The organism is Streptomyces sp. NPDC056948 (genome assembly GCF_042674225.1).
Classification (GTDB): Bacteria; Actinomycetota; Actinomycetes; order Streptomycetales; family Streptomycetaceae; genus Streptomyces; species Streptomyces purpurascens.
In genome coordinates this window covers 1-16,258 of sequence record NZ_JBHUQX010000204.1, presented here as the reverse complement: position 1 = coordinate 16,258, position 16,258 = coordinate 1, and the positions used below count along the sequence as shown (strand labels likewise).

The window sequence follows — 16,258 nt, the reverse complement described above, 5'->3', positions numbered from 1 at the left end:
GGGGAACGTGTCCCGCCCGCGCTCAGGTGCACGAGCCGTAGGTACGGGGGGAACCCCGGCTCTGTGCGACGGCCGATGACCAGTCGGCTCACTCATTACTGCGCCGGGGCGGCCGAAAACGTCACACCCTCGGCCAGGAGATTTTCACGGAGCACGAAACCGCAGGTCACAGGGGTGCGAGGGACTACCGGGAGCGGCCGCGGTCGGCGGCGTCATCGTCGTCGCGTCGCTCCTCGGAACGCTTCTCGGCCTGGCGGTCGGCCTTCCGCTCGGCCTTGTCGTGCTTGCGGTCCCGCTTCCCGTCCCGCTCTCGGTCCCCGTCCCGGTCCTTGTCCCGGTCCTCGTTCTCGGACCTGCCCTTGCCGCTGCCCTCGCCGTTCCGGTCCGTGGACCGGGAACCGGCCGTGGACAGGACGCCCTTGCAGTACTTCCACACCCGGGTGCCGCCCGCCGCGTCCCGCAGGTCGCGCCTGCGGTCGGCGTTCAGCCGCTTGCCGTCGCGGAGGTCGCGGCAGGCGGAGGTGATCTTCCTGCGGCTGTCGCCTGGACGGTCGCCCCGCTCGCCGGCGCCGGGCTTCGGGGCCGCGTCGTCGCGCGCCTCGCCCCGTCCGGAGCCACCGGCGCCACCCGCCGCGGGGCCGCTGGGGGCGTCGTCCGGGGTGGACCCGCCCTGCACGGCGTCGCTCGGCGAGGGCGACTTCAGCGGGCGTTCGGGAGGAGTGACGGCGGCGGACACCGAGGCACCGGGGTCGGGCTCGTCGCCGCCGAACGGTGTCAGGACTCCGGTTCCGGCCGCGACCGCGATCCCGCCGGCCATGCCGACCGCCAGCACGGCGGCCAGGGCGAGGCGTGCGGGACGGGCCCAGCGAGGCCGCCGGACATCGCCGGAGCCACTGCCGCGCGAGGTTCCGATCCGGACAAGTCCGGCGTCCACGACCTCGGCAGCGGCCCGTTCGCCCGTGGCCCCTGGGGCCGCGAGGGCCGCAGCGGCGTCGGCACGTTCCGCGCGCACCTTGCGGAAAGCGGCCATCGCCGCGGCCTCACCGGGGAGTTCCTCGCTGGTCGGCGGGGGTGACGCGGACAGCGCCCCGAGCGTCCTGGCGAGTCGTTCGGCCTGGCCACGGTCGGCGCCGTCGACAGCTTCCGGTGACTCTCCGCTCAGCAAACGCTCCGCCGTTTCGCGGTCCAGCCACCTGTACTGCTCGTCGGCCATCACACATCCTTCTGCGTCCGCGGGACGCTATGCGTCACACCTGCGGACGTCACCGCACCGCCGCGCGGTTCTCGCTGGGGCGGCAGGGCGTCGAGCACCCCGGCCGATTCCGGATCGGCCTCCGGGTCGTCGCCGAGCAGCTCGGCGAGCCGCCTCAGACCCCGGTGTGCCGCCGTCCGGACGGCGCCCGGGCGCTTGCCGAGCGTCTCCGCGGCGGACTTCGCGTCGAGCCCCACGACCACCCGCAGCACGACCGCCTCGGCCTGGTCCTGCGGCAGCCGGGCGATCAGGGAGAACGTGCCGTCGGTGGCGAGCGCCTCCATGGCCTCACCGGCGGTGTCGGACTCGGCGGCCCGGCCGGTCAGTTCGGTCTCGTCACCGCCGATCGCGGGCCGGCGCCCGCGCATGCGTATGTGGTCCAGCGCGCGATTGCGGGCGATACGGGCGGCCCAGCCGCGGAAACGGTCCGCGTCGCCGGTGAACCGCTCCAGGTCCCGGGCTATCTGCAACCAGGCCTCGGACGTCACGTCCTCGGCGTCGGGGTCGCCGACCAGCGTCCGTACGTACCCGAGCAGCCGCGGGTGCACGGCTCGGTACACAGTCCGGAACGCGGTTTCATCTCCGTCCTGTGCCGCACGCACCGCGGCGGTCAGCTCCGCGTCGTCCCCCAGCACCGCGCGCCCTTCTGCGCCTCAACCGGCGCCGCTCTCGCGGACCGGGTTCTCGCCGTCGTGGTTGCTCAATTGGTGGTTGCGGTGTCAGGACCGCAGGTGGTTGCGGTGGTCTTGCCGCCCTCGCGTTGGCGCGAAAGGCACGTTACGACCTGAAACCATGCCCCGTCCATGTCCGCCCAGGATGCAACTAAGCCGTGACACGGCGAGGTGTGACAGAAAACGCAGACATGGCGCTGTAGGGAGTACGGGCCGCCGCGCGGCCCGTGCCGCGCGACGGCCGGGGCCTCTCCTGTGGGGGGTGGCGGCCTCGGCCGTTGCCAAGGCGGCACCGTCTGTTTCTCTCCATCGCTTACTGGTGACGGCTGTTGGGCTGTGCGGGCTCGCCGCCGCTGGGGCTCCGGTCCGCGCCGTCGTGCTCGGCGGGTGGGGTCTTCTTCTCGGCGGGAGCGCTGTTCCCGGGGGTGTTCGCGGGGGTGTTCGCGGGGCCGTCGTTCCCGCCCGGCTTCGGCTCGGCCCGTTGTTCCGCGCAGTACGCCGTGACGTTCCTCTCACCGCCCGCCGCCGCCACGAGACGCTGCCAGACCGTCGCGTCCATGGCCCTGCCGCGTCCTTCGACCCGCTGGTAGGCGCGGCAGTGCGCCTCGGTGTCCTGGGCGGGGGCCGGGCGGTCCGGACGGGTCGGGGTCGGGCCGGTTTCGGGGCCCGGGCTGTGGCCGTCGCCGGGTGGGCTCGCCGCGGGGTCGTGCGGGGCGCTGCTCGAGGCGGGCGGGTGTTCGCGGCCGTCGTCGGTGCCGTCCGCCCCGGTACCCGCCGCGCCGATCGCCGCCACGGCGACACCGCCCAGCGTGAGACTGGCGAGCAGCACGGAGAGCGTCGTCTTCAGGGACCGCCCCAGGTACCGCCGCTCCCGGGACTCCCAGTCGTCCCGGCGGCGGGCGCGGCCGCGGTGGGCCCCGGCGTCCCGGGCGGCCCGGAACGCGGCCACGGCCCGCTGCTCGGCCTCGGCGTCGACGCCGTCCCGGACGAGGGAGGCCACGATCAGCGCCTCGACTTCGGCGTCGGGCAGGGCGGGAAGGGAACCACGGCCGTGAAGCCCGCCGCCGCTCTGCCGTTCACCCATGTCCGATTCCGTCCCTGTTCGATCCACTCGCCCACCCGGCCCGCCGGGCCTCACCAGTACGTCCCGCTCGTCCGGCCTGTTCAGGACGGAGCGACCGCCCGGTCCTGTCGGCCCGGCCGGAGAAGCTGAGCATCGTTCACGTCGACTCTCCCAGCGTCCGGGGAGCCTCATCCGTCACACCCTCCGCGCCGAGCTGCCGGGCGAGGCGCTTCAGCCCCCGGTAGGCGGCCGTGCGTACCGCGCCCGGCCGCTTGCCCAGGACGCGCGCGGCGGCCGGGCCGTCGAGGCCGACCACGACGCGCAGCAGCACGGCCTCGGCCTGGTCGCGGGGCAGCCCGCGGACCAGCTCCAGGGCGTGCTCGGTGGACAGGGCCTCCAGCGCCTGGTCGTGCGTGCTGTGCGGCCCGGGCAGGTCCAGGACGTCCTGTTCCAGCACGGCCGGCCGGGGCCGTACCCGCTGCCGGCGCAGATGGTCCAGCGCCCGGTGCCGGGCGATGGTCGCCGTCCAGCCGCGGAAACCGGCCCCGTCGCCCCGGAACCGCCCCAGATCCCGGGCGATCTCCAGCCAGGCGTCGGACGCCACGTCCTCCGCGTCGTCCCCGACCAGGCCGCGCAGATAGCCGAGCAGGCCGGGCTGCACGAGCCGGTAGGCGACCGCGAAGGCCGCCTCGTCTCCCTGCTGGGCCCGCGCGACGGCCGCGCCCAGTTCCCCGTCGTACGCCTGCACACGCCGGGGTGCCGCTCCCTGACCCACGTACCGTCCCTGTCCGTACCGAGTGCGCGCCCTCCCGTTCCACGCCCCCACGGTGATCAGCGCCGATGCGGACGGAAGTGTCACAGCGCGTCAGGCACCCGGAGACCGACCCCCGTTCGGGTCAACCCGACCCGCCGTCCTCGGGAGCGCCGGCCCGCGGAGGTTTGGGCCAAGTGACGTACCGGGGAGCTCTGCACGGGATGCAACCGCCCCACGAAAGGCGAGCGCCGTATGCCATCTCCCCTCCTGCGCACCGCCGTCGCCACCGCTCTGGCCCTCGGTGCCCTCGGTCTGACCCAGCCCGCCCGGGCCTCGTCCTCGGACGGCGTGTACACCGTCCGGGTGCCGGACGGTGATCCGCACAAGCGCTCCCTCGCCCCGCGCACCACCGAGCCGTTCAGCATGGTCGGTGTCACCTGGGCGGACCCGGACGCCGCCCTGGACGGCACCGCGTATGTGCGCACCCGCTCCCGCGAGAGCGGCGAGTGGAGCGCGTGGCGGGCGCTGGACACCGATGTGCGCATGCCCGAGAGCGGCCCCGACCACGACCACACCGGGGTGCGCGGCGGCACCCAGCCGCTGTGGACCGGGCCCTCGGACGGCGTCCAGGTGCGCGTCTCGGGCGGGCGGCTGCCCCAGGGGCTGCGCGTCGAACTGGTCGACCCGGACGGCGGGCCGGACGCCGTGCACACCTCGGTCGTCGAACCGGGCGCCCCGGAACCCGGCGCCGTCGAACCGGCCCCCGGAGCGCCCCTGGCCGGCCGCCCCGCCGTGACGTCGCGCTCCGCCTGGGGCGCCGACGAGTCCCTGGTGAAGGACCCGCCCACGTACACCACCGGCACCCAGGCGATGTTCGTCCACCACACGGCGGGCACCAACGACTACACCTGCTCCCAGTCGGCGTCGGTGGTGCGCGGTGTGTTCCTGTACCACGTGCAGAGCAACGGCTGGAACGACATCGGCTACCACTTCCTCGTCGACAAGTGCGGCACCGTCTTCGAGGGCCGCGCGGGCGGCGTCGACAAGCCCGTCCTCGGCGCGCACACCTACGGCTTCAACACCGCCACCAGCAGCGTGTCGGTGCTCGGCGACTACTCCACGGCGACCACCAACGCCGCGGTGCGCGAGTCGGTCGCCAAGGTGGCGGCCTGGAAGCTCGGCCTGTACGGCCTCGACCCGGCCGGGACCGTGGTGCTGACCTCCGGTGCCGACAACGGCAAGTACCAGGCGGGCCAGAAGGTCACGCTCAACCGCATCTCCGGGCACCGCGACGGCTCCCCGACGGAGTGCCCCGGACAGAACCTCTACGACGACCTGCCCGAGATCCGCTCCCTCGCCGCGAAGCCGGGCACGCTCGTCGCGCCGCAACCGAGACCGGAACGACCGGAGCCGGGAGCGGAACAACCGGGGCCGGGAGCGGAGCCTGCACCCGAGCCGGAGTGGGAAACGGAGCTCGCCGAGCTGGGGATCGAGGGCGTGCTCGCGCGCTGACGCTACTGCCGGGGCGCGCTCGCCGCGTCCCGGAGCAGCAGCCGCAGCGATCCATGACCGCCGTAGCAGCGGCGGGCCTCGTCGATCGGGTCCCAGAGGCGCCCGTCGGGGGTGCGGATCCAGTGGTCGCCCCCGGTGGCCCACCATTCGGCCCCGGTCTGACGTGCCATCACCTCACCGGCATAGGCCCCGAACCCACGCAGCACCTCCTCCACGGCCGCGTACGGCGCTCCTTCCTGCCGTATCCCCTCGATCATGCGGTCGATGCTCCACAGACTCTGTGCCGAGTAGTCGAGGCGCAGTCGTGCTCCCTCGCGCATCGTCGCCACCGTGTCCGCCGCCCACCGCAGCGGCTTCGCAGCCGCCGATGGCCTGGTCTCCTGCTGAGTCGTCACACCCCTTCAATGCGCTACGGGGCGGCGTTTCGTCACGCGAAATCGGCGACTTCCCGGAAGTGGCGCAGGACCGCCCCACCTCGGCCTTACGACAGTCACAGGACTCTTTCAGGAACGGGGTTTAAGGCCCCTGGGCCGGTCAGGGTGCCCCGGTGGCCCTCAGCCGCGCTGCCGGGTCCGGCGGGAGACCACCGCGCGCAGCACCCGGCGTCCCTCCGTCGAAACCTCCAGCGCCCGCCGCAGCCCGGCCGGGCCGTGTCCGGCCAGGACCTCGAGGACGGTGACCTGGCGGCGCAGTTCGGCGGCGACGAGCGGCGACATGCCCTCCGTACCGCCCTGGCGACGGGTGTCGACCGAGGAGGCCTCGTCCGGGGCGGTGTCGAGGAGGCGGTGGATCTGGAGGGAGGCGACGGAACAGGCGTCGGCCCACACCCGCACCTCGGCGGCGGCGCGCTGAGCGGGAGCGGCCTCGAGCATCCGGTGGGCGAGCACGACCGCCTCGTCCCCGTCGCCCGCGACGTCCAGCTTCCCGCGCGCCTGCTCCAGCCCGTCACCCCAGTCACCGGAACCGGCGTCGTCGGTGAGGCTCGCCCACAGCGGCCGCAGGATCTCGTCGTCGCCGCCCAGCAGGGGCACGCACCGATCCAAACAAGCCAGCCCGCTCGCGGCCAACCCGCGATCGTCGGCCTGTGCGATCAACTCCACCAGGCTCATCCACGCCTCCCTCCGCGGGCCTTCTCCGGGGCCCTACCAGGCTGCTACCAGCCCTCACCCCTCACGGAACCCGCACTTCCCCTTACTGCGTGCGACGGCCCCGGAGTGTCACAGGGGCACCACGCCCAGTCGGTCGAGAAAGCGGAAGAAGAGGTTTTCGGCCAGAGGATCAGGGTCTGAAGTCAGTACGTCCACCAGCGCGTCGGCGTTCACTTCGTGTCCTGCCTCGGCGGCCCAGCGCACCGCGCGCTCGGCGGCGTCCGGGGGTTCCAGGAAGTAGTCCTCCAGCGTGAGGCCCTCCCGGTCCGCGCCTAAGTAGCCGGCCATCGCGGTGCGCGCGAGGCACGTCGTCCACGCCCCGCTCTCCGGCGCCGCGGCCTCCAGCACCACGCACTCGCTGTTCATGACGTACCCGAACAGCGAAGGCGCCCCGGTCTCCCGGGCGAGGTCGTTCATGTTCCCGATGTCGCCCTCGCCGCTCGGGTACTCCCACAGTTGCCATCCGCCGGGCGCCGAGGTGTGCGGCGTCATACCGCCCTCGGCCCCCGGCAGCGCGGCCAGCTCCGCCAGCGGCTGCTCCGCTCTGCCCACGACGAAGTAACCCCAGTAGCCCATGTTCCGGTTCCCCCCGGCATATTCGATTCGACTCGCGTCAGAAGACCACCACAGTCGCACGGGAGTTCGCAGCCGTATGGGCCAATTCGTGCGGGGTCAGCCGAGCCTGTCCGCCAGCGCCCGGAACTCCGCCCAGGACAGCTCGGGCCTGTCCGGGTCCCACAGCTTCTGGACGGTCGCCCGCAGCGGCATCCGGACCCCGGCCGCCACCTGGTCCTGCGTCTGCGAGTCGGCCAGGTCGCACCAGACGGCGAAGTTCCCGCCGAGGATCTGCCCGTCGTAACGCTCCGGCACGGCCGTGGTGCCGCGCAGCACCCGTGGCGTCCACTGCTCGTAGATCCGCTGCCCCGTCGGGTAGACGAAGGTCTGCGGCTCGCCGAGCACGTAGTACAGGTACTCGTCGTTGTAGTTGATCACCTTGCGGCCCGCGTTCAGATACTCCAGGGGCTCCCGGGCACCGATCTCCTTGCCGGTCCAGTAGGCGACCTGGATGTCCTTGTCGGCCTCGACGGACGTGCCGCGGAAGAAGCCGTCGTTCCACGCGCGCGGGGTGCGCTCGTGCTCGCGGACGGTGGCGGCGCGGTCGTTGAGCCAGCCGGTGGTGAGGTCGGCGACCGTGGCGCCGGAGCCGTACTTCTTCTGCGCGGCGGCGGCAAGCTGCGGGAACGACGCCTCCGGGTCGGAGCGGACCAGCGCCTGGTACTCGTCGGCCCCGAGGTGCCAGGGCTTGCTGGGGAAGAGGTCCGCGTACTCGTTCAGCAGTTCGTCGACGATCTCGGCGCTCTCGGGCTTGGAGATGTCGATGGCGCCCTGCACCGCCGACCCCTGCGCGGTGCGCAGCTGGAGGTCGGGGTGGGCGCGGAGGACCGCGCCCAGGTGCCCGGGCGAGTCGATCTCGGGCACGACGGTGATGTGCCGGCTCTCCGCGAGGTCGATGATCTTCCGCACCTGCGCCTTGGTCAGATGCGGCTGGGACACGATCTCCGGCTGCGTGTCGGACTCGATCCGGAACCCCTGGTCGTCGGAGAAGTGCAGGCCGAGCTGGTTGAACTTCAGATCGCCCAGCTCCCGGACCCGGTCCTCGATCCAGCCGGCCGTGAAGTTCTTGCGCGCGATGTCCAGCATGAACCCGCGCTGCGGCTTGGCCGGCTCGTCCCGCACCACGCCCTCGGGCGCCGTCCCGCCGTCGTGCGTCTCCTGCTTGAGCGTGCGGGTGCCGTAGAAGACGCCCGCGTCGGCGGGCCCGGTGATCTCCGCGCGCCCTTCGCGCACGGTCATGACGTACGACTCCGGGTTCGCCTTCTTGTCGCCGCCGAGCGCCAGCCGCAGGTCCCCGGCGCGCCGGTCGTCCTTCTCGCCCGCGTACGTCAGCCCCAGCTCGCCGGCGACCAGCCGCCCCTCGTCGGCGAGCGCCGCGTCGTCCACGACCACACGGTTGCCGCTCTCGGGCTGCCAGCCCGGGCCGCGCGCCGGCTCGTGGTCGCGCACGGCGGGGATCGTCCGCGGCGCCTTGGACAGGGCGTACGAGCGGCTCGGACTCGGCGAGGTGCCCCGCGGGGCGCCCGCGGTCCGGCCCTCGGAGGGTCTGGCCTCCGTCCCCGTGGACCCGCCGTCGCCGTCCGAGGCCGCCCACAGCCCCAGACTCACCCCGGCCGCGACCATGACCAATGCGACGGCCATGGCCACGACCAGCACTGGCCGCTGTTTCACCTGCTTCGCCGTATCCCGGCGCCTGTGCTGACTCACACGGCCAACCTAAAACCCGGCGGCGCCCGGCGCGCGTCCGGGCACGTCCACCACGCGTTCCGAAACTCTCTCCCCCGGGTGAAATTCGGGCATCCGTCGGACACGTCTCGGTCGCACTCGATAGCGTGACGTCACATCTCTCACACCTTGCCCTGCCGACACACGTGACGCCCACGAGGAACCACGCTGCCTGCGCACCGTCTCCCAGACCTCCCCGGCCGAGCCGCCATACCGGTGGAGCACTTCAACGCAGCCTCCGCGCAGGAGCTGCAGCAGACTCTCCTCACCTGCCTGCGCAGCCACCGCTGGTCCGGGCGTGTCGCGGAACACCGCCCCTATCCGGACCTGGCCTCCCTGCTCGCCGCCTCCGACGAGGCGGCGTACGACCTGGCATGGGGCGACCTCACGGAAGCGCTGACGGCCGAGCCCCTGCCCGCCCTCCCGCCGGACACCTACGCCGCGGCCCACACCGCCCTCAGCGCGGCCTACGCCGCCTATGAGGCCCGCTTCGGCCATGTGTTCGTCATCTGCCTGGACGGCCTGACACCGGACGAGGTCCTGGACCACCTCCTGGAAGCCATCCGGTCACGATTGACCAACGATCCCGAAGAGGAGCGGGCAGTGGTGGCCGACGAACTCCGGCACCTCGCAAAGGAACGGCTGGTGGACACCCTCAGGGGCGCGGGGCTGTAGTCGATTGGCGGCTACCGCCGCGTGGGCGCGACAAGCCACAACGGCGCCACACCCGGCAGATAACGGGAAATCACACCCCAGAAGCCGCAGAGGCTAGCCCGTATGCATGCCAGTTTGATCACACAGCCAGACCCCCGCTAAGGCCAGCGGCAACGGATCGCTACGATGCTGGGGGCCGGTGGACCGTACCCGGCCGGGCCCGACCGACACACCAAGCCGGCGCGGCCCCAATCCCCGCTCCCGGAGGAAACTTCCGTGCCGGCTGGAACGCTGTACCGCGGCCGGGAAGGAATGTGGTCCTGGGTGGCTCATCGAGTCACCGGCGTCCTCATCTTCTTCTTCCTGTTCGTTCACGTGCTGGACACCGCCCTCGTCCGCGTGTCCCCTGAGGCCTACGACACCGTCGTAGCCACGTACAAGACGCCGATCGTCGCGCTGCTGGAGTACGGCCTCGTCGCCGCCATCCTCTTCCACGCGCTCAACGGCCTGCGCGTCATCGCCGTCGACTTCTGGATCAAGGGCGCCCGGTACCAGAAGCAGATGCTCTGGACCGTCGTCGCCCTGTGGGTCGTGCTGATGCTCGGGGCGATCTACCCCGTCCTCGGCCACGCCGCTCGTGAACTGTTCGGGAGCTGACGCCAATGTCCACGACTGAGAAGACCGCTGCCGGCGTCGGCCCCGTCGAGGGCGGCGACGTCTACACCGTCGACAACCCGGCCCCCTTCATCGAGGCCCCGCGCCAGCGCACCAAGAAGACCCCGAAGTCCACTCGGGGCAACTTCGAGCTGGCCGCCTGGCTGTTCATGCGCCTGTCCGGCGTGGTGCTGGTCGTGCTGGTCCTCGGCCACCTGCTGATCCAGCTCGTGCTGGACGGCGGCGTGTCGAAGATCGGCTTCGCCTTCGTGGCGGGCCGCTGGGCGAGCCCCTTCTGGCAGGTCTGGGACCTGCTGATGCTGTGGCTCGCGATGCTGCACGGCGCCAACGGCCTGCGCACGGTCATCAACGACTACGCGGAGCGCGCGAACACCCGGCTGTGGCTCAAGGGCCTGCTCTACACCGCCACGGTGTTCACCATCCTGCTGGGCACGCTGGTGATCTTCACCTTCGACCCGAACATCCGCTAGGCACGGGGCTGCGAGAATCATGAAGATCCACAAGTACGACACCGTCATCGTCGGCGCCGGTGGCGCGGGCATGCGCGCCGCCATCGAGTCGACGAAGCGCAGCCGCACCGCCGTGCTGACCAAGCTGTACCCCACCCGCTCCCACACGGGCGCCGCGCAGGGCGGCATGGCCGCCGCGCTGGCCAACGTGGAGGAGGACAACTGGGAGTGGCACACCTTCGACACGGTCAAGGGCGGTGACTACCTGGTCGACCAGGACGCCGCCGAGATCCTGGCGAAGGAGGCCATCGACTCCGTCCTCGACCTGGAGAAGATGGGCCTGCCGTTCAACCGCACGCCGAACGGCACCATCGACCAGCGCCGCTTCGGAGGTCACAGCCGTAACCACGGCGAGGCCCCGGTCCGCCGCTCCTGCTACGCGGCCGACCGCACCGGCCACATGATCCTCCAGACGCTGTACCAGAACTGCGTCAAGGAGGGCGTGGAGTTCTACAACGAGTTCTACGTCCTGGACCAGCTCATCACCGAGGTCGACGGCGTCAGGCGGTCGGCCGGTGTGGTGGCGTACGAGCTCGCCACCGGCGAGATCCACGTCTTCCAGGCGAAGTCCGTGGTCTACGCGTCCGGCGGCTGCGGCAAGTTCTTCAAGGTGACGTCCAACGCGCACACGCTGACGGGCGACGGCCAGGCGGCGGTCTACCGCCGCGGTCTGCCGCTGGAGGACATGGAGTTCTTCCAGTTCCACCCGACCGGCATCTGGCGCATGGGCATCCTGCTGACGGAGGGCGCCCGTGGTGAGGGCGGCATCCTCCGCAACAAGGACGGCGAGCGCTTCATGGAGAAGTACGCGCCGGTCATGAAGGACCTCGCGTCCCGTGACGTCGTCTCCCGCTCCATCTACACGGAGATCCGGGAAGGCCGCGGCTGCGGCCCCGAGGGCGACCACGTCTACCTGGACCTGACGCACCTCCCGCCGGAGCAGCTCGACGCGAAGCTCCCGGACATCACGGAGTTCGCCCGGACCTACCTCGGCATCGAGCCCTACACGGACCCGATCCCGATCCAGCCCACGGCTCACTATGTGATGGGCGGCATCCCGACGAACGTCGAGGGTGAGGTCCTGTCGGACAACACCACCGTCGTCCCGGGCCTGTACGCGGCCGGCGAGGTCGCCTGTGTGTCCGTGCACGGCGCCAACCGCCTCGGCACCAACTCCCTGCTGGACATCAACGTGTTCGGCAAGCGCGCGGGCATCGCCGCCGCGGAGTACGCGCAGACGGCGGAGTTCGTCGAGCTGCCGGAGAACCCGGCGGAGTTCGTGATCGAGCAGGTGGAGCGACTGCGCGACTCCACCGGCACCGAGCGCGTGTCGGCGATCCGTCGCGAGCTGCAGGACACCATGGACGCCAACGTCATGGTGTTCCGCACCGAGCAGACGATCAAGACGGCGGTCGAGAAGATCGCGGAGCTGCGCGAGCGGTTCAAGAACGTGTCGGTCCAGGACAAGGGCAAGCGGTTCAACACGGACCTGCTGGAGGCCATCGAGCTGGGCAACCTGCTGGACCTCGCCGAGGTCATGGCGGTCTCCGCGCTCGCCCGCAAGGAGTCCCGCGGCGGTCACTACCGCGAGGACTACCCGAACCGCGACGACGTCAACTTCATGCGGCACACGATGGCGTACCGCGAGGTCGGCGACGACGGTTCCGAAACCGTCCGTCTCGACTACAAGCCGGTCGTCCAGACCCGCTACCAGCCGATGGAGCGTAAGTACTGATGGCTACCCCTGTTGTGGACAAGGCGGAAGCGGCCGGCCAGCCCGAGCCCGGCTTCGCCGACTCCCCCTACATCACCGTCACCTTCCGGGTCCGCCGCTTCAACCCGGAGGTCTCGGCCGAGGCGACCTGGGAAGACTTCCAGCTCGAGATCGACCCCAAGGAGCGCGTCCTCGACGCCCTCCACAAGATCAAGTGGGACGTCGACGGCACGCTGACGTTCCGCCGCTCCTGCGCGCACGGCATCTGCGGCTCCGACGCCATGCGGATCAACGGCAAGAACCGCCTCGCGTGCAAGACGCTGATCAAGGACATCAACCCCGAGAAGCCGATCACGGTCGAGGCCATAAAGGGCCTGACGGTCCTGAAGGACCTCGTGGTCGACATGGAGCCGTTCTTCCAGGCGTACCGCGATGTCATGCCCTTCCTCATCACGAAGGACACGAACGAGCCGACGCGTGAGCGCCTTCAGTCGGCCGAGGACCGCGAGCGGTTCGACGACACCACGAAGTGCATCCTCTGCGCGGCCTGCACCACGTCGTGCCCGGTCTTCTGGAACGACGGCCAGTACTTCGGCCCGGCGGCCATCGTCAACGCGCACCGCTTCATCTTCGACTCGCGCGACGAGGCCGGCGAGCAGCGCCTGGAGGTCCTGAACGACCGCGACGGCGTCTGGCGCTGCCGCACGACCTTCAACTGCACGGACGCGTGCCCGCGCGGCATCGAGGTCACGAAGGCGATCGCGGAGGTGAAGCGAGCGCTGATCACGCGCCGCTTCTGAGATCGCGTTCCGTACGTTCCCGTACGGCTGCTGAGGGCCCCGTCTCCGGTATCGCACCGGGGCGGGGCCCTCGCCGTGGCTCGTTCGAGTGAGTCGTACACGGTCGAGCCCGACGCCACGCAGCGCGCCGGAGAGGATGTCCGCGCCCCGACCAGGTGGAGGACACACGTATGTCGGCAGACCGTTCACTCACGAAGTGGGCCGAGTGGCTCGCGGAACGCACTCCGGGCCCTCGTTTCGAGATCATCGACGGCCTGCTACTGGTGACACCGGTCCCCGACGGCCCCCATGCCAGAGTCCTGACGGACATCATGCTGGCCTGCCTGAACGCCGGAATCGACGACGAGGCGGGCACAGTCCTCCAGAAAGTCGCGATCCGGCTCCCCACTGGCCCGGAGGACTACGCCGTCCCCGACCTGTCCGTCGTCGACGCGGACACATCCGCGCTGGCCTCTCCGGCGGCAAGACCGTGCCAGACACCGTCCGCACCCACCCCCGCGTCTTCGCCACCCTCACCCCGCCATCCTTCGGCCCCGTCCACAACCGCCCCACCACCCCCGGCGGCGACATCCGGCCCTGCCGCTGCCGCAAGCTCCACGAACCCACAGACGCCCTGATCGGGACGCCGCTGAACCCCGCGACCTACGACTACGAAGGCGCGGTCCTCTTCAACGCCCACGCCTCCGCGCTGTGGGCCCGCTTCACCATCTACCTGCGCCGCGAGATCGCCGCCCAGCTCGGCATGACCCAGAAGGCCGCCCACGCGATCCTGCGGGTCTCCTTCGCCAAGGTCGCCGAGTACCAGCAGCGCGGCCTGGTCCACTTCCACGCCGTCATCCGGCTCGACGGCCCAGACGGCACCAGCCAGCCCCCGCCGCCATACGCCACCGTCGCCGTGCTCACTGAGGCCGCCCGTGCCGCCGCTGCACGGGTCCGTGTCATGGTCGAGTCGGACGCGGTCGGGGACCGCGAACTCGGCTGGGGCGAACAGTTCGACGTGCGCGAGATCGCCTCCTTCGGCGCTGACGCCGAATTCACCGATCAGGCCGTGGCCGCCTACGTGGCCAAGTACGCCACTAAATCCGCCGACGCCTCCGGCACCCTCGACCGCTCCCTGTTCTGCCGCCCCTGCCAGGGCCGGGGCGCCGTCCTCCTGCCCCACGGGTCCCCTCTCCCGTGCGCCGCCTGCGGCGGCACCGGGCAGGCCCGCCCGCTGCCACGGCTCGCCGTCACCCGCCACGTCCGGCAGATGATCCGCACCTGCTGGGAGCTGGGCAGGCTGCCGGAGTTCGCCGATCTCAAGCTCTGGAAGTGGGCGCACATGCTCGGCTTCCGGGGCCACTTCTCCACCAAGTCCCGCAGCTACTCCACCACCCTCGGCGCGCTGCGCGACATCCGCCGCGCCTGGCGCACCGAACAGGCCCGCATCCGCGCCGACCTGCCCGACCTCGACCCGACCACCACTCTCGTCATCGGCCACTGGAACTACCTCGGCTCGGGCTACAGCCCCGGCGCCGCACTCCTCTCCGCCCACGTCTGGCACCGCAAGGAACTGGAACGGCAGTTCGCGGCCGAAGGGGGCTGCTGATGGCCTCGCCCCCGCCCCCCGTCCTCCACCCTGCGGGCCCGGCGCTGGAGTTGCTGACGGTTCCCCAGGTCATGGCCCGCCTCCAGCTCGGCCGCTCCGCCGTCTACGACCTGATCCGTACCGGACAGCTCGCCTCGATCACCCTCGGCCGCGCCCGCCGCATCCCCACCCACTCCCTCACCGAATTCATCCGCACCCGCCTCGAACAGGAAGCCGCCTGATGACCACACCCCGCGACGCCCCCGCCTCCCGCCGCGTCCGCGCCAATGGCGACGGAACCGTCTGCCAGCGCAAGGACAGGCGCTGGGAAGCCGCCGGATACGTCCTCGCCCCCGGCAACACCCGCAAGCGCGTCCGCGTCTACGGCACCACCCGCAAGGAAGCGCTGGCCAAGCTCACCGAGAAGATCGCCGCCAGCAACCGCGGCGTCTCCGCGCCCTCCGCGCAGGGCAGCCTGGCCGCGTACCTGACGTACTGGCTCGACGCTGTCGCCGTCTACCAGCTCCGCGAGAACACCCACACCCGCTACACCGCCGTCGCCCGGCTCTACCTCATCCCCGGACTGGGCAAGAAGAAGCTCGCCAAGCTCACCGCCAAAGACGTCCGCACCTGGCTCAACCAACTCCGCACCACCTGCCAGTGCTGCACCCGCGCCCTCGACACTGCCCGTGACGAGCCCCGCTGCTGCGCCGCCGGGAAGTGCTGCTCCAGACGGCTCTCGCCGCTGACCCTTGCCTACGTCCACTCCGTCCTCAAGTCCGCCCTGGAGCACGCGGTGCGCGAGGAGGAGATCCCACGCAACGTCGCCCGCAACGTCCGCACCGGCACACCCCGACCCCGCCGCTTCGAACCCCTCACCGCCGACGAAGCCCGCAAGTTCCTGGCCGCCACCAACGGGCACCGGTTGCAGCCACTGTTCGAACTCGCTTTGCACACCGGACTCCGCAAGGGCGAACTCCTCGGCCTGCGCTGGGAAGACCTCGACCTGGCCGGCGGAACCGCCAGCATCCGACGCACCCTCCAGCGCACCAACTCCAGCGGCCTGACCGCCCTCCCGACCAAGACCCAGAGCTCCGAACGACGCATCGCCCTGCCCACGCCGTGCCTGCGCTCCCTCGAACAGCACCGCGACCGAAAGCTCCAGGAACGCGAGGCGGCGGGGACGAACTGGAAGGACAGCGGTTACGTCTTCACCCGCCCCGACGGCGCTCCGATCGAAGGGTCCACCCTCACCCGGCACTTCAACACCCTGCTCCGCCAGGCAAGGCTCCGCCGCATCCGGTTCCACGACCTCCGCCACTCGGCGGCCACCCTCCTTCTGGAGCAGGGAGTGGAACTCGTCGTGATCAAGGAGCTGTTGGGACACGCCCACATCGGCGTCACCGCCACCGTTTACGCCCACGTCCGGCTCCGCCTCCAACGCGACGCCATCGACCTCCTCGGCCACGCCCTCCGCAACCCCGCCGAGATCACCGGCACTCCCGATGACGATCTACCCCTCGTCGGATCCACCGTCCGCTGACGTTGCCGTCAACTACTGCCGTCAGACACCCCAGAGGCCCCACCCGAGAAACATTC

General features: G+C 71.3%; 16 protein-coding genes and 2 pseudogenes. 10 read left to right on the top strand and 8 right to left on the bottom strand.

Annotation, left to right across the window (positions count from 1 at the left end; translation table 11 throughout):
• Positions 1-184 precede the first annotated feature (184 nt).
• The 4 genes from ACFTZL_RS25185 to ACFTZL_RS25170 form a co-directional block, all read right to left on the bottom strand.
• The gene (locus ACFTZL_RS25185) at positions 185-1,213 is read right to left on the bottom strand and encodes a hypothetical protein (protein ID WP_382586953.1); all 1,029 of its coding nucleotides are present in this window, start codon (positions 1,211-1,213) and stop codon (positions 185-187) included.
• Complete coding sequence (locus tag ACFTZL_RS25180) at positions 1,213-1,887, bottom strand: RNA polymerase sigma factor (protein WP_382586950.1); 675 nt, start codon at positions 1,885-1,887, stop codon at positions 1,213-1,215. The genes ACFTZL_RS25185 and ACFTZL_RS25180 overlap by 1 nt, the downstream gene beginning before the upstream one ends.
• A 349-nt stretch (positions 1,888-2,236) precedes the next feature.
• Entirely contained in the window at positions 2,237-3,007 is a 771-nt protein-coding gene (locus tag ACFTZL_RS25175; protein WP_382586947.1) for a hypothetical protein, read from the bottom strand.
• Positions 3,008-3,143: 136 nt separating this feature from the next.
• Positions 3,144-3,761 carry an RNA polymerase sigma factor gene (locus ACFTZL_RS25170; protein ID WP_382586944.1) on the bottom strand — a complete coding sequence of 206 codons (618 nt, stop codon included), beginning with the start codon at positions 3,759-3,761 and terminating at the stop codon, positions 3,144-3,146.
• 231 nt (positions 3,762-3,992) lie between these two features.
• Between ACFTZL_RS25170 and ACFTZL_RS25165 the strand changes: the two genes are divergently transcribed.
• Positions 3,993-5,252 carry a peptidoglycan recognition protein gene (locus ACFTZL_RS25165; protein WP_382586941.1) on the top strand — a complete coding sequence of 420 codons (1,260 nt, stop codon included), beginning with the start codon at positions 3,993-3,995 and terminating at the stop codon, positions 5,250-5,252.
• 2 nt (positions 5,253-5,254) lie between these two features.
• On the opposite strand, the gene ACFTZL_RS25160 is transcribed toward ACFTZL_RS25165, so the two are convergent.
• The 4 genes from ACFTZL_RS25160 to ACFTZL_RS25145 all read right to left on the bottom strand — a co-directional run bounded on the left by ACFTZL_RS25160 (position 5,255) and on the right by ACFTZL_RS25145 (position 8,638).
• Positions 5,255-5,647: a hypothetical protein gene (locus ACFTZL_RS25160; RefSeq protein ID WP_382586938.1), complete on the bottom strand. Its 393-nt coding sequence runs from the start codon at positions 5,645-5,647 to the stop codon at positions 5,255-5,257.
• A gap of 159 nt (positions 5,648-5,806) precedes the next feature.
• Positions 5,807-6,361 (bottom strand): hypothetical protein, encoded by a 555-nt coding sequence (locus ACFTZL_RS25155; protein WP_382586936.1) that lies wholly within the window; start codon positions 6,359-6,361, stop codon positions 5,807-5,809.
• A gap of 108 nt (positions 6,362-6,469) precedes the next feature.
• The gene (locus tag ACFTZL_RS25150) at positions 6,470-6,976 is read right to left on the bottom strand and encodes a hypothetical protein (RefSeq protein ID WP_382586933.1); all 507 of its coding nucleotides are present in this window, start codon (positions 6,974-6,976) and stop codon (positions 6,470-6,472) included.
• Between the two features lie 96 nt (positions 6,977-7,072).
• Positions 7,073-8,638, bottom strand: a complete 1,566-nt coding sequence (locus ACFTZL_RS25145; protein WP_382586956.1) for a glycoside hydrolase family 20 protein — start codon at positions 8,636-8,638, stop codon at positions 7,073-7,075.
• Between the two features lie 318 nt (positions 8,639-8,956).
• Between ACFTZL_RS25145 and ACFTZL_RS25140 the strand changes: the two genes are divergently transcribed.
• The 9 genes and pseudogenes from ACFTZL_RS25140 (at position 8,957) to ACFTZL_RS25100 (ending at position 16,202) form a co-directional block, all read left to right on the top strand.
• Complete coding sequence (locus tag ACFTZL_RS25140) at positions 8,957-9,415, top strand: 2-oxo-4-hydroxy-4-carboxy-5-ureidoimidazoline decarboxylase (RefSeq protein ID WP_382586930.1); 459 nt, start codon at positions 8,957-8,959, stop codon at positions 9,413-9,415.
• Positions 9,416-9,670: 255 nt separating this feature from the next.
• Positions 9,671-10,051, top strand: coding sequence for a succinate dehydrogenase, cytochrome b556 subunit (gene sdhC / locus ACFTZL_RS25135; protein WP_031107855.1), 381 nt, complete (start codon positions 9,671-9,673; stop codon positions 10,049-10,051).
• 5 nt (positions 10,052-10,056) lie between these two features.
• Positions 10,057-10,539, top strand: a complete 483-nt coding sequence (locus ACFTZL_RS25130) for a succinate dehydrogenase hydrophobic membrane anchor subunit (protein ID WP_382586927.1) — start codon at positions 10,057-10,059, stop codon at positions 10,537-10,539.
• A gap of 19 nt (positions 10,540-10,558) precedes the next feature.
• Positions 10,559-12,313, top strand: a complete 1,755-nt coding sequence (gene sdhA / locus ACFTZL_RS25125) for a succinate dehydrogenase flavoprotein subunit (RefSeq protein ID WP_382586924.1) — start codon at positions 10,559-10,561, stop codon at positions 12,311-12,313.
• Positions 12,313-13,092, top strand: a complete 780-nt coding sequence (locus tag ACFTZL_RS25120) for a succinate dehydrogenase iron-sulfur subunit (RefSeq protein WP_215119176.1) — start codon at positions 12,313-12,315, stop codon at positions 13,090-13,092. Before sdhA ends, ACFTZL_RS25120 begins: the two co-directional genes overlap by 1 nt.
• 170 nt (positions 13,093-13,262) lie before the next feature.
• Positions 13,263-13,478: pseudogene (locus ACFTZL_RS25115) on the top strand (Uma2 family endonuclease); the annotation flags it as partial.
• A gap of 53 nt (positions 13,479-13,531) precedes the next feature.
• Positions 13,532-14,680: pseudogene (locus ACFTZL_RS25110) on the top strand (replication initiator); the annotation flags it as partial.
• The gene (locus tag ACFTZL_RS25105; protein WP_382586922.1) at positions 14,680-14,901 is read left to right on the top strand and encodes a helix-turn-helix domain-containing protein; all 222 of its coding nucleotides are present in this window, start codon (positions 14,680-14,682) and stop codon (positions 14,899-14,901) included. The pseudogene ACFTZL_RS25110 and the gene ACFTZL_RS25105, both read left to right, overlap by 1 nt.
• Positions 14,901-16,202 (top strand): tyrosine-type recombinase/integrase, encoded by a 1,302-nt coding sequence (locus ACFTZL_RS25100; RefSeq protein WP_382586919.1) that lies wholly within the window; start codon positions 14,901-14,903, stop codon positions 16,200-16,202. Before ACFTZL_RS25105 ends, ACFTZL_RS25100 begins: the two co-directional genes overlap by 1 nt.
• Positions 16,203-16,258: the final 56 nt, after the last annotated feature.

What these genes read in the sequence shown, in the direction of transcription:
- ACFTZL_RS25185 (WP_382586953.1), bottom strand. Translation starts at nt 1,213, where the DNA reads ATGGCCGACGAGCAGTACAGGTGGCTGGACCGCGAAACGGCGGAGCGT.
- ACFTZL_RS25175 (WP_382586947.1), bottom strand. Translation starts at nt 3,007, where the DNA reads ATGGGTGAACGGCAGAGCGGCGGCGGGCTTCACGGCCGTGGTTCCCTT.
- ACFTZL_RS25165 (WP_382586941.1), top strand. Translation starts at nt 3,993, where the DNA reads ATGCCATCTCCCCTCCTGCGCACCGCCGTCGCCACCGCTCTGGCCCTC.
- ACFTZL_RS25155 (WP_382586936.1), bottom strand. Translation starts at nt 6,361, where the DNA reads ATGAGCCTGGTGGAGTTGATCGCACAGGCCGACGATCGCGGGTTGGCC.
- ACFTZL_RS25150 (WP_382586933.1), bottom strand. Translation starts at nt 6,976, where the DNA reads ATGGGCTACTGGGGTTACTTCGTCGTGGGCAGAGCGGAGCAGCCGCTG.
- ACFTZL_RS25145 (WP_382586956.1), bottom strand. Translation starts at nt 8,638, where the DNA reads ATGGTCGCGGCCGGGGTGAGTCTGGGGCTGTGGGCGGCCTCGGACGGC.
- ACFTZL_RS25130 (WP_382586927.1), top strand. Translation starts at nt 10,057, where the DNA reads ATGTCCACGACTGAGAAGACCGCTGCCGGCGTCGGCCCCGTCGAGGGC.
- sdhA (WP_382586924.1), top strand. Translation starts at nt 10,559, where the DNA reads ATGAAGATCCACAAGTACGACACCGTCATCGTCGGCGCCGGTGGCGCG.
- ACFTZL_RS25120 (WP_215119176.1), top strand. Translation starts at nt 12,313, where the DNA reads ATGGCTACCCCTGTTGTGGACAAGGCGGAAGCGGCCGGCCAGCCCGAG.
- ACFTZL_RS25105 (WP_382586922.1), top strand. Translation starts at nt 14,680, where the DNA reads ATGGCCTCGCCCCCGCCCCCCGTCCTCCACCCTGCGGGCCCGGCGCTG.
- ACFTZL_RS25100 (WP_382586919.1), top strand. Translation starts at nt 14,901, where the DNA reads ATGACCACACCCCGCGACGCCCCCGCCTCCCGCCGCGTCCGCGCCAAT.